Origin of the sequence: Virgibacillus sp. LDC1 (assembly GCF_025792345.1) — a bacterium.
Lineage (GTDB): Bacteria > Bacillota > Bacilli > Paenibacillales > Paenibacillaceae > Paenibacillus_AQ > Paenibacillus_AQ lautus.
The window spans coordinates 833,562-845,294 of sequence record NZ_JAOXLZ010000001.1 but is presented as its reverse complement, the minus strand read 5'-3'; the positions used below and the strand labels follow the sequence as shown (position 1 = coordinate 845,294).

15 protein-coding genes are annotated in these 11,733 nt (G+C 49.3%); 3 read left to right on the top strand and 12 right to left on the bottom strand.

From position 1 onward, the window contains the following. The 9 genes from OHJ21_RS04005 to OHJ21_RS03965 all read right to left on the bottom strand — a co-directional run bounded on the left by OHJ21_RS04005 (position 1) and on the right by OHJ21_RS03965 (position 5,579). The gene (locus tag OHJ21_RS04005; RefSeq protein WP_326118063.1) at positions 1–609 is read right to left on the bottom strand and encodes a class I SAM-dependent methyltransferase; all 609 of its coding nucleotides are present in this window, start codon (positions 607–609) and stop codon (positions 1–3) included. Between the two features lie 141 nt (positions 610–750). After that, the gene (locus OHJ21_RS04000; protein WP_486019333.1) at positions 751–1,533 is read right to left on the bottom strand and encodes a sulfite exporter TauE/SafE family protein; all 783 of its coding nucleotides are present in this window, start codon (positions 1,531–1,533) and stop codon (positions 751–753) included. A 170-nt stretch (positions 1,534–1,703) separates the two neighbouring features. Beyond that, positions 1,704–2,831, bottom strand: a complete 1,128-nt coding sequence (locus tag OHJ21_RS03995; RefSeq protein WP_486019332.1) for an MBL fold metallo-hydrolase — start codon at positions 2,829–2,831, stop codon at positions 1,704–1,706. A 121-nt stretch (positions 2,832–2,952) separates the two neighbouring features. Further along, positions 2,953–3,528 carry a sulfurtransferase TusA family protein gene (locus OHJ21_RS03990; RefSeq protein ID WP_486019331.1) on the bottom strand — a complete coding sequence of 192 codons (576 nt, stop codon included), beginning with the start codon at positions 3,526–3,528 and terminating at the stop codon, positions 2,953–2,955. 112 nt (positions 3,529–3,640) lie between these two features. Then, a complete protein-coding gene (locus OHJ21_RS03985; RefSeq protein ID WP_486019330.1) occupies positions 3,641–3,937 on the bottom strand; it encodes a rhodanese-like domain-containing protein in 297 nt (98 codons plus the stop codon). A gap of 30 nt (positions 3,938–3,967) precedes the next feature. Next, positions 3,968–4,333, bottom strand: coding sequence for a rhodanese-like domain-containing protein (locus OHJ21_RS03980; RefSeq protein WP_486019329.1), 366 nt, complete (start codon positions 4,331–4,333; stop codon positions 3,968–3,970). Positions 4,334–4,378: 45 nt separating this feature from the next. Continuing rightward, positions 4,379–4,864 (bottom strand): DsrE/DsrF/DrsH-like family protein, encoded by a 486-nt coding sequence (locus OHJ21_RS03975; RefSeq protein WP_486019328.1) that lies wholly within the window; start codon positions 4,862–4,864, stop codon positions 4,379–4,381. 93 nt (positions 4,865–4,957) lie between these two features. Beyond that, on the bottom strand, positions 4,958–5,185 hold the full coding sequence (locus OHJ21_RS03970; RefSeq protein ID WP_100536413.1) for a sulfurtransferase TusA family protein: 228 nt from the start codon (positions 5,183–5,185) through the stop codon (positions 4,958–4,960). A gap of 133 nt (positions 5,186–5,318) precedes the next feature. Then, positions 5,319–5,579: a metal-sensitive transcriptional regulator gene (locus tag OHJ21_RS03965; protein ID WP_486019327.1), complete on the bottom strand. Its 261-nt coding sequence runs from the start codon at positions 5,577–5,579 to the stop codon at positions 5,319–5,321. A gap of 136 nt (positions 5,580–5,715) precedes the next feature. On the opposite strand from OHJ21_RS03965, the gene OHJ21_RS03960 reads away from it, so the two are divergent. Continuing rightward, positions 5,716–7,368 (top strand): CoA-disulfide reductase, encoded by a 1,653-nt coding sequence (locus OHJ21_RS03960; RefSeq protein WP_486019326.1) that lies wholly within the window; start codon positions 5,716–5,718, stop codon positions 7,366–7,368. Between the two features lie 118 nt (positions 7,369–7,486). Here OHJ21_RS03960 and OHJ21_RS03955 read toward each other — a convergent pair whose 3' ends face one another. Next, positions 7,487–8,872 carry an MATE family efflux transporter gene (locus OHJ21_RS03955; RefSeq protein ID WP_100536410.1) on the bottom strand — a complete coding sequence of 462 codons (1,386 nt, stop codon included), beginning with the start codon at positions 8,870–8,872 and terminating at the stop codon, positions 7,487–7,489. Positions 8,873–8,951: 79 nt separating this feature from the next. On the opposite strand from OHJ21_RS03955, the gene OHJ21_RS03950 reads away from it, so the two are divergent. Further along, the gene (locus tag OHJ21_RS03950) at positions 8,952–9,104 is read left to right on the top strand and encodes a hypothetical protein (RefSeq protein ID WP_165789606.1); all 153 of its coding nucleotides are present in this window, start codon (positions 8,952–8,954) and stop codon (positions 9,102–9,104) included. A gap of 195 nt (positions 9,105–9,299) precedes the next feature. Here the strand turns inward: OHJ21_RS03950 and OHJ21_RS03945 are convergent, their stop codons facing one another. After that, positions 9,300–9,692 (bottom strand): DUF302 domain-containing protein, encoded by a 393-nt coding sequence (locus OHJ21_RS03945; protein WP_486019325.1) that lies wholly within the window; start codon positions 9,690–9,692, stop codon positions 9,300–9,302. A 234-nt stretch (positions 9,693–9,926) separates the two neighbouring features. Between OHJ21_RS03945 and OHJ21_RS03940 the strand changes: the two genes are divergently transcribed. Next, the gene (locus OHJ21_RS03940; protein WP_486019324.1) at positions 9,927–10,136 is read left to right on the top strand and encodes a hypothetical protein; all 210 of its coding nucleotides are present in this window, start codon (positions 9,927–9,929) and stop codon (positions 10,134–10,136) included. Here the strand turns inward: OHJ21_RS03940 and OHJ21_RS03935 are convergent. Beyond that, a complete protein-coding gene (locus OHJ21_RS03935; RefSeq protein WP_100536408.1) occupies positions 10,109–11,707 on the bottom strand; it encodes an extracellular solute-binding protein in 1,599 nt (532 codons plus the stop codon). The genes OHJ21_RS03940 and OHJ21_RS03935 overlap by 28 nt on opposite strands. Positions 11,708–11,733 lie beyond the last annotated feature (26 nt).

Here is an 11,733-nt window from a genome sequence, read left to right as displayed (position 1 = left end):
TCATACCGTTGTTGGCGGCTTCTGGCCTGCAAACTGAATGACATGAGACAAGCCTTGATGCCCCTGCCCTTCCTGCCTGACGACCTCACCCATGAAAAAATGGACAATCCGCCAATCCGCAAAAGTTTCGAGGAAATCCCCAGGGGCGTACAAAAACTGCTGATCTTGCGGCCCCCCGCTGCGATAAGGAATCTGGTACGGGGAGTACACTTCAGTGAGGAAATGTCCTCCAGGCTTCACCGCTGCCTTCACGCCCGCTAAAGTCCTCGTTCTTAATTCCTTGGGAAAATGTCCAAACACGCATATAACCTCATCCCATTGATCCTGCTTCCACTGCGCATCGTGCAGATCCACAAGCTCGGTACGAATCTTAACACCGCTGGCTTCAGCCAGTCGATGGGCTTTGCTAAGACCGGATTCCGCGTAATCCCATACGGTTACGTTCATCCCTTCCCGGGCCAGGAACACCGCATTCCGTCCTTCTCCCTCCGCGATCGCCAGTGCGTCGCCCGTTAAGCTTAATTTCTTATGCATGTCGGCTATAAATACATTCGGGTCCGTTCCAAATACGTATTCATCTCCCTGAAACCGTTCATTCCATGGATTCATCGTTTGAGCACCTCTCTCTTTTGAAATCAATGTAACCCTGTAGACACGAAAGCTAACCCCATCTTACCATTCCTGCCGCATCGATGATATTGTACGAACTTCAGGAATAACCATACTGCTTTGGCGGAGCCCGCCATCATATCATAGAATGTCCAGCCAAATTTTGACGGCCGTTGCCAGGATCAAGACAGCCAATATGATCTGCAAGACCTTTGTGTTCATCTTCTTGCCTGCCGCCGCACCTAGAGGGGAAGCGATCAGACTGGCGGCAACCATGATAAGAGCGGGGATATAGTCCACCTGGCCAGTGGTCAGCTTGCCCACCGTCGAACCGATGGATGAGATGAAGGTGATCGCAAGCGAGGTTGCAATGGTCATCCGGGTCGGAATTTTCAACACAACCAGCATGATCGGAACGAGCAGAAAAGCCCCTGCCGCTCCGACGATACCCGCTCCGATTCCGACCATAAGCGCCAGCCCGGCAGCCAGCCATTTGTTGAATTTGACCTGATCCAGCGGGATATCGTCCACCCCTTTGTTTGGGATGAACATCATAACGGCGGCGATAAGCGCCAATATTCCGTAGATGAGATTTATGCCGCTTTCGCTCATCATTTTTGAGCCGAAGCCGCCGATGAAGCTGCCAAGCAGAATAGCTGAACCCATATAGATGATGAGCGTTTTATTCAGATATCCGCCTTTGCGGTACGCCCACACGCCGCCGATCGTAGCAAAGAATACCTGTACGGCACTGATGCCCGACACTTCATGTGCAGTGAAAGCCGCAAGACCGAAGAGCGGCGGAATGTACAGCAGCATCGGGTATTTGATAATCGATCCGCCAATGCCAACCATGCCTGAAATATATGAGCCAATGAATCCGATTAAAAATATCGTGATGATAAAGGTTATATTGAGTTCCATTCGTGCTGCCCCCTTACTTCTTTAGAAAAGGGAACCTGTTCGGGTTCCCTTGGTTCACTTTTTATCTATCTCAATCCGTTCATATCCATCACCAAGCTTGTTTTCGACCTCTGCAAATTGAGCACTTTATAATGATTAGCTCCACCGCTTAGCATCGGATGGTCATATCATTAACGCACTGCGCAGCGGTTCGGCCCAATCTCCATCTCACGCTGACGCTCCGTGTCAGGATTCAATTTCCCCATATTCGTTTGACGGATTTCCTGATAGCTGTTTGGCTGTGGAGGTAAATTTTTCGTAACCATCGTTCGAAATTCCACTTCGTCCGCTATGTTCAGGCCATGGTTCTCCCGGTACAGTTCTCCCAGTTTCTTCGCGACCGTTCCGTCCTCATTCAGTTCGTCCATGATCATGAAATGAGCCGGCAGCACGACCAGATCCTCTGAGAGATGGGTATAGCGGGCATATAGCGTCTCTCGCAAATCGCCAACCCAATCGTCTGCAAGCCCTGCCAGGTCCGGACGGCCGATGGAATCGATAAACAGAATATCGCCTGTCAGCAGGTATTGATCGTCAATGACAAACGATGTAGACCCGATGGTATGGCCCGGGGAATGGAGCGCTTCAATGCGGATTGTGCTGCCCCCAATCGCCACTTCGCCGCCGTTCTTCAGCGGTTCGTACTTAAACACAACCTCGCTGGCATCCTTTGGCGGAAGCCAGTATGTGGCTCCTGTCTGCTCGGCAATCGTTCGACCGCCGGATATATGGTCCGCATGCAGATGGGTATCCAACACATGTTTGATTTCCGCATCCAAGCGGTTAGCAAATTCAAGATAAACCTCCGTCATGCGGGTTGCATCAAACAATGCCGCTTCTCCATTGGATACGGCCATGTAAGACAAGCAGCCTTTTCCTAAACGAACGAATTGATAAAGCGCGCCGCCGTCTGCCAAGTTGCCGACTTTCAGTGGTACAAGGTGTTCACTCCAGGCTTTCATTCCGCCTTTCAAGTACGCGACATTACGGCCGTGCTCGGCCAACATCTCAGCCACCATCACCGACGAGCCTTCCTTGGCGCACACGACGAGCACTTCTTGCCCCTTGGGGAGCCGATCCAAAATATCTTCCACTCCGTCAATTAAATCAAAGTAAGGGATATTCAAATGCTGGATTCGTTCGCCTTCAATCTTCCAATCCTCGAAATCCGTAGCATTCCGCACGTCCAGTATGAACAGACTCTCTTTGCGAATCGCCTTCATGGCCACCTCTTGTGCTTTCATTTCTCTTACTGTCATGTTGTTATTCCTCCTCGTAAGTTCAGTCATGATTTCCAGATCTTCAACCTTCATTTTTTATTGTCTTGGAATCCATCGTCCAGCATGCTTCTTTACAGACAGGCTTTCTATTTATTCAGGTTCATGAATCAAGCCCTTCCCTCGGACCGCGCCAATCGCTCATGCCAGGCACAACGTTCACAATACCGGTAAAGCCGTTAGCTGTAAGCTTTTGCGCAGCCATGTCACTACGGGTTCCGGTACGGCAAATAACGTAAATTTCGTCTTCCCGGCTCAGCTCACCCATACGCTTATCCAGTTCGCCAAGCGGAATGGATACCGCATTCGGAATATGCGTAAAGGCAAACTCCGCCGCTTCCCTCACATCCAGAACAACGATGGAGACACCGGACCGCAGCTTTTCCTCCAGCTGTACGTTAGACGCTACATGCGGATAGGTCCGTTCCGCCGTTTCTTCGCCGGAAGATTTGCGCAGATAATGCTTCAGCACCTCCCCCTCTTCAACCGTTCCGAGATATTGGTGTCCTGTGCTTTCCGCCCACGCCTTCATGTCGGCCTTCGACCCTTTGTCGGTCGCCTCAACCTCCAGCACTTGACCGGCTTCAAGATCCTTCATTGCTTTTTTCGTACGGACGATGGGCATCGGGCATGCCAGCCCTTTCGCGTCCAGCTTTACATTCGAATCCATTGTCGTCATATCACATCGAACCTCCATTGTTTTGTTTGTCGGGTCATTATATACCCCAACGGGTATATTTCATTTCAAAAAAAGGGGCCAAACACACCCATTTTTTTTCTAGGAAACCTGATTACTCTGTTGTACCTTCCCATTCGAGCATACCCCCCGTCATGTTGACGACTCGATAGCCTTGGCTCTCCAAATATTGCGCTGCCCGGCCGCTGCGGCCACCGGAACGGCATACCATTACATATTCTTTCGACCGATCAAGCTCCTGCTTGCGAAATTCAATCAAACCGAGCGGAATGTTGACGGCGCCTGGAATTTTCCCTTCTGTGACTTCTTCCGTTTCTCGCACATCGATAATATTCATGACAATCCTATCATTCAGCTTCTGCTCTACTTCTTTGGGAGAAATCTCTCTCATGTTAATAATCACTCCTTCTTACTTTAAGTTTTAAGACCAGGCACTCATGCCGCCCTTGACATTGGTCACCTTCTGAAAGCCTGACTTCCTTAATATTTTGCTGGCTTTGTTGCTCCGCATGCCACTTTGGCAGATCAATACCACTTCCTTCTCTCTTGAGAGTGACTCGCTGCTCAATAAGAGCTGGTCCAACGGAATATTGCGAAAACCCCGAATGTGATTTCCCTTGAATTCTCCCGTCGTCCGGACATCGATGAACTGTTTGTTTGCGTTGACGTCCTTCAGCTCATGCTTCAGCTGTGCCGCGGTAATCTGTCTGACTCCTTTTGCCGGGAGAATTCTCCATACGATAAACAGAATCATAAGTGCAATGAACATGATATTGAGTAGCTCCATCTTTATTCCCTCTCTTTATGCACGCATTCGTCGCCACTGTTTTCGTTATATAAACAAGTTGACATTGCCATCCTGGGCATCGCCCAAATAACCTGCCACCCCCGCATATTCAATATCTTCAAACAGCTCTTCTTTTTGCAGACCGAGAAGGTCCATCGTCATGGTGCAAGCAACCAGTTTCACGTCCTGCTCCTTCGCCAGCTCGATCAGCTGCGGAAGCGGTACGGCATTGTGTTTCTTGATCACATCCTTAATCATTTTGGGACCCATTCCGGCAAAATTCATTTTGGAAAGTCCCATCTTATTGGACCCACGCGGCATCATTTTCCCGAACATTTTTTCCATGAAATTCTTCTTCTTAGGCAGCAGCACGTCTTCGTCCTTGCGCAGGGCATTCAATCCCCAAAAGGTATGGAATATCGTCACCTCATGGTCGTATGCCGCAGCACCGTTCGCGATGATATAAGCAGCCATAGCTTTGTCATAATCGCCGCTGAATAATACGATCGTTGTCTTTTTTGTTTCCGTCACGTTAAGATCTCCCCCTGTAAAAAATAATGAAATTCCCTTCTTGGATCAGCTCATCACACATACCCATACGGGTATATTGTAATTCAAAAAAAATTATCCCTTCCTAATCCAAAATTTCTGTACGTCGCCTTCCTCCTGATAGTCCAGCAATTCATGGCCTGTCGATTTGGCCCATGCCGTCAGATCGCTCTTTGCGCCTTGATCCGTCGTATGAATCTCAAGGACCTCACCCGGTTCCATCTCTTTTATTTCTTTTTTTGTTTTCACGATCGGCATGGGACATGCCAAGCCTTTCGCATCCAATACTTTATCCGCGTTCATAATAATATTCCTCCTTCTATTTAATGGATGATTGTTTGTATACCCATAGGGGTATGTTAAACGATGTCGAATATCATGTCAATCTTGTTCATTTTCCCATTCTGGAGCAGGGTGTAGGAAACCATCCCTTCAATTATCTGCTTCTAACGAGCAGATTTACCGCTTCGATCACCAGCTTCTCTGTATCCTGCCCGCTCTCTTCGGCTTTCTGTACACAATCGACAAGATTGGAACTGACTACAACGCCAATCGTCCGATCTATAGCCGACCGAGTGGCCGACAGCTGGGTTATGACCTCCTTGCAATCTTTGTTCTCCTCCATCATTTTCAGAATGCCGCGCAGCTGACCTTCAATCCGTTTTACCCGATTCTTCATTTGATCATCGTACTCCATCTCGAACCCCTCCTATCTGTACACATGTCGTGTCTGATATTTGTCACACCATTCGGTGCTGATACATGTTATAATACCCCACAGGGTATAAAATAATCAATTCATAATACGCTCCAAATTCAGGGAGGAATATACGATGGGCAAAAAAATCATCATTGTCGGCGGTGTGGCCGGTGGGGCCTCCGCAGCTGCCAGGCTGCGGAGATTGGATGAGAGCTCTACCATTATTGTAGTGGAACGCGGGGAATATATTTCGTTTGCAAATTGCGGTCTCCCCTACTATATAGGAGAAACTATAAAGGACCGCAATAAGCTTATGGTGCAGACCGTGCCCGGCCTTAGCAGCCGCTACGGGCTGGTTATTCGGAATCTTAGCGAAGTTACGTCCATATTGCGTGATGAGAACATGGTTACGATTAAAAACCTTAATTCTGGCGAAACCTACACCGAGAGTTATGATTATCTGATCCTGTCACCCGGCGCGAAGCCAGTGGTGCCGGATATTCCGGGCTTGTCCGAAGCCCGTAACGTATTCACATTGCGGAATATCCCTGATACGGACCGGATCAAGCAGCACGTGGATGAAGCCCAGCCGAAGGAAGCCGTTATTGTCGGGGGCGGGTTTATCGGGCTGGAAATGGCCGAGAATCTGGCGGATCGCGGCGTTCAGGTGACAGTCATCGAAAGGGCGAACCAGGTAATGGCTCCGCTCGACTACGAAATGGCCGCGATCGTCCAGTCGCATCTTCAGGAAAAAGGAGTCCGCTTGATTCTTGAGGACGGTGTACAAGAGTTTCATGACGGCGGCCAACAAATTGAGCTTTCCAGCGGCAAACGTATATCAACCGAGATGACCTTGCTTTCGATAGGCGTTCGGCCCGAGAGTGTGCTGGCGTCAGATGCTGGACTTCCCGTCAATGATCGCGGCGGGATTCAAGTTAACGAATTTATGCAGACCTCTGACCCGAACATTTATGCGATCGGCGATGCAATCGAAGTGAAGGATTTCGTCCTTCAGAGCCAGGCCTTTATTCCGCTCGCAGGGCCTGCCAACCGGCAGGGCCGACTTGTTGCAGATCATATCTATGGTAAAAACAACAGCTACAAGGGTACGCTCGGTTCGTCGATTGCCAAGGTCTTTGAGCTGACGGTCGCGGCTACGGGTATCAATGAAAAACGTCTCAAGCAGGTAAGTGCACCTTATCAAGCTATCCATATTCACCCCTCGTCGCATGCAGGGTACTACCCCGGGGCGTATCCCATCTCCTTGAAGCTGTTATTCCACCCGGAAACAGGTCAAATCTATGGGGCGCAAGCGATTGGAGCAGATGGCGTGGATAAACGGATCGATGTGATTGCTACAGCGATCAAGGGGAATCTGAGCGTTTGGGACTTGACGGAACTGGAGCTCTCTTACGCGCCCCCTTATTCCTCCGCCAAAGACCCGGTAAACTATGCCGGATATGTTGCTACCAACATCCTGGATGGCTTGATTGAAACGGTACAATGGCATGAAATCGACGACCTCGTTGAAAACGGCGCCACCTTGATCGACGTCCGTGAACCTAAAGAAAGGGACGCAGGTTATATCCACGGTTCCATTAACATTCCGCTTAACGATCTTCGCAGCCGGCTGAAGGAATTGCCGGAGAATGAAACGCTGTACGTGACTTGCCAGGTTGGGCTGCGCGGATATTTGGCGGCGCGTATTTTGGCCGAGCATGGATTCCGGGTGAAGAACCTGGACGGCGGCTGGAAAACATATGCATCGGTTTACAAGCCATCATAATCGCTCCTAACTAAATCGTTCTGAAAGCGATGGATATGCTGCCTGCAACAAAAATACAACATGCAAAAAAGCCCCGGAATTCCGGGGCTTTTCTTCTTTATATGAAATAGATAATAGCTTAAATCAGCTTGTGCGCATACCATTTCTTGCCGCGGAAGCGCCATAGGAAGACCGCTCCCCGGACGCCCCATTCACAGTTCATGGCTAGCCATACGCCAAGAATGCTCCAGCCCAGAACGATCCCCATAATATAACCGAGAATTACCCGGAACAGCCACATGGTCAGCATCGAAGTGATCGAGGTAAAACGCGAGTCGCCCGCCGCACGCAGCGCCGAAGGCAGAATAAAGCTTATCGACCATAGCGGAACCTGTACAAGGGTGTTAATCAACAGCACTACAAACAGATCGTTCACGATTTCCGGAGGCGGGTTAAACAGCCCGACCAGCGGCCGGTAGAGCGGCATCAAAATCAAACCCATGAAGGCGAGCGAGATTGCGCCAAGCCACAAAAAAGATTTGATGAACTTCCGGGCATCCGCTATATTTCCGCGGCCAATGCATTGACCGACGACGGTCACAATCGTTAAGGACAACGCGCTGGCTGGAATTTGGAAGACGGCCGCAAGTGAAGACCCGATCGCGTTCGTTGCAATGGCGTAAGTGCCTAGGCTGACGATAAACACTTGGGTCAAGAGCTTTCCCCCGTTAAAAAACATCTGCTCGGCTGCGAACGGAAGCCCGATAAACATAATTTTGCGCAGCATCGATATCGGAAAATGAAACAGATCCCGCAGGCGGATATGCAGTGTGGCATCCACTCTGAACAGATAGTAGAGCGCACAGGCCGCACCGGCAAAACGGGCGATGTTAATCGCCAGCGTCATGCCCATAACGCCCATATTCAGCAGGGTGATGAAAACGATGTTCAGCAGAACGTAGAGCAGGTTCATAATCAGGGACAACGCCAGTGATGCGCGGGTCTTGCCGATCCCTCTCAGCGCCCCGCAAACGGCCTGCACGATGGCAATTCCGATGAAGGAAGTACTGCTTCCGATCAGATACACTCGCGCACTCTCCAGCACCTCGGGTGACGCTGAGCCGAATAGCAGATTCAGCACCGGCTGGTGAAGCCCAATGATCAGCAGCGCGATCGCTAATGCGATCATGGCCACCGATGTAACGGTGGCCGCAGAAGCCCGGGATACCATCATCGCGTTGCCGCTTCCCTTATACTGCGCCACGACGACGGTGCCCCCGGTTGCCACCGCCACGAACACATTGATGAGGAAAATGTTCAGAGAGTCCACCATGTTCACGGCGCTGACCGCCGATACGCCCGACGAACTGATCATGGCCGTATTGACCAGGTTCAAACCGATGATAAATGCCTGGTCGATCAATATCGGGAAAAATAAAGCAAAAATCTGCCGGTAGTCCATCGACTCCCCGGTTAAATGATGTTGAAGCAAACCGTTCATTTGGGTTCGTAATCGAACCAACATCTGTCATCACATTCTTTTCGTTGTAATATAAAAGAAAAAACTCTTCATGCGAAGAGCTTCAGGCTTACGGTATTTAGAAATGGCAGCCGTAACCGTTCCGCTTGGGAGAGCTTACTCCCTCGCCAAGGGGACAATACGGATTGATTCATTTGATCCCGGATTAACCCCGTCTTTGATTGGAGGATATCACCAGACCCGTGATCTGTCAACGAATGCAAGCCGCAGGAAATGACCGTATACTGCTGATAAACGGAGCAACATGTGAGCCTGCAGGTTGTAACCCTTTATATAGGAGCACAAGAGGCTTCACCTTCTGTCAGAGCCTTTAGAAGGTGGCCTCTTCTGTAAAATGTTATGAATGTAATCAACTTGATCGTTCAGAGCACAAACGTGTCGGCGTCCTTTTTCACTCACGCCATGTGAGAATTTATTTGCTGTTATCGATACTAGCGATAAGCCGTTTCTCCACATCCTGGGCAATGCCCCGCAGGGATTCAAAGAATTCATTCTCCACCATGCCAATAAGCGCCGTGGGCCTCGGGAGTCCGATCTTCGTTCCCTCTTCAAACTCATAAACGGCGATTTTACAAGGCAGGAAATACCCGGCCAAGTCATTCTCGCTCAACACTTTTTTCGCCTCAACCTGATTGCATACCTCCAGTATTTCGTACTTCTGTTCAAACTCGATGCCCTTCTCATTCAATTTGTCCTGAATGCTGAATCGCCACAGCACACCGAACTTCTCTTCGGCCAACGCTTGTTCCAATGCAGCAATGGCATCGTCTACTGACTTATCCGTTTCTACCGTATAGTGAAACATGTTTATCCCTCCAGAATGGTAGTCATTTTATAATACGGGTGCCGATCGCACTCGACTAGCCTTATGGTAGCCAATCCGGTATGGAAATACTTCCGAGACACTAAATAAATTAACCTGAAATAAAATCATGAATCATGGTTCTGGATATACCGAAGGGGTCCACCTAGGAGGATGATTTGGACGCATGGAAGTCTATTCTCGGAGGATTTCCGCTCATTTCAGGGAAATAATCGTTTGACAAAACCAAAATCCTCCTGTATTTTCCACAAAAAAGTGAATCGGATTCTCTTCATCCTGGTCATGCTGAATGACACGTCTTGCCGCCTCGTATTGCTGCCGGGTGACCTCGAGACGAAGCAGCGCACAGCGCGTGTCAAAAGCACCCTCCCAATTGTCTGCTGGAGCAAGCTTCTTGATTATTCCGACTTGTTCCAGCGATCATAAGCATCCTGATAAATCTTCAGCATTTCATCCAGACCCATCTTGTTAATCATCTTCACATAATCGTCCCACATCGTGAGCGGCTCCTGACCAACGATAAACTTCGCTTCCATTTGATCGACATAGGTTTTAATGTCCGTCTTAATGATATTCAGCCTTTTTTGCTCTTCATTGCTGAAATATACGTCCGGGTATGCTGGCACCGCATAAGGGTTCAACTTCTCGTCCACCATTTTGTTGTAATCCGGCCCTTTGCCGTTGTCACGCATAGCGTCAAATTTTCTTTCCTTGATCAATGGCAGTTGTCCACCACAGTCCGGGGTTAACTTTGCCCGATATTCCTCACTGTTCATTCCTTCAGGAAAATCGAACTCCCACTTCGTTTTGGCGTCATCCAGCCATTTGATGCTGTTTCCGTAAATCCCGAGCTTGCTGCCTTCGGAGGAGTACAAATAATCGACCCACCGCATCGTTGCCTCAGGATACTTATTCTGACTCGTAATCGCGAATGTGCCACGGCGGATTTTAGATGATTTCAGCGCCAGCTTCTCGCTGTTAACCGGACTGGTCAGCGTCCCAAGCATCGGGTGCTTTAAATTGTCTTCCGGTTTGTCGACCTTCAGGACGAGATCTGGAGAGGAATGGATGAATGCGCCGATTTGGTTCGAATTGCCTTTGGCCGTCATTTGCTGGGACGTCTGTACAAAGGTTTCCCCATCCATCAGCTTCTCTGTGAACAGTTTGTTCAAGTAAGCGAGATATTCCTTGTACTGATCTTGCACCGGATTGAAGCGGACCTTCCCGTCCTTTACCTCCACTTCACGGCCAAGCAGGCCGAATGCTGGCAGCAGCACACTTTGGAAGCCTCCCAGTTTCTCGCTGGATAACGGGATTTCGTCATTTTTGCCGTTCTTGTTGGGGTCTTCGTTTTTGAACCGCTTCAGCAGCTCATACAATTCATCCGTAGTCGTTGGCTCCGTCGTAATCCCCAAACTCTCCATCCAGTCCCCGTTCAGCCACAGTCTGCTCGGAACAAACGCGCGCGGCTCGTCGATAATGAGCGGGAGGGCGTAGATATGTCCGTCCACGGTGGTGATCGACTTTTTGATATCCGGATTATCATTCATCAGCTTTTTGAAATTCGGCGCGTACTTCTCGATCAATTCTTCCAGCGGAACCAGATAACCTTGGCCGCCGTATGTAACTTCATCGTCAGGTGTAAGACCAGCATTGAAAAATACATCAGGCAATTGCTGGCTTGCGAAAGCAAGATTCTTAGCCTCTTGATAATTAGCTGCTGGAGGCGTATTGAAATTAAAATGGATATTTGTCATTTCTTCCATTTCCTTAAAAAGTACCATGTCCTCCCAAGGCCCGTGAATGGCCGCTTTCGCTCCCATCATCGTCAACGTGATTTTGTCACCTACAATCGGGTAGCCGCTGGCATTGAAATTTTTCGGTTCTCCCCCACTCTCATTCCCAGCATGATTCGCTTTATTGCCCGAGCTGCACCCGGCTAACAGGATTGCGCCGCTTAAAATGATACAGATACTCCCTTTTAACCATGTTTTCATAATTTTGTTTCCCCTCTCTATGAGTT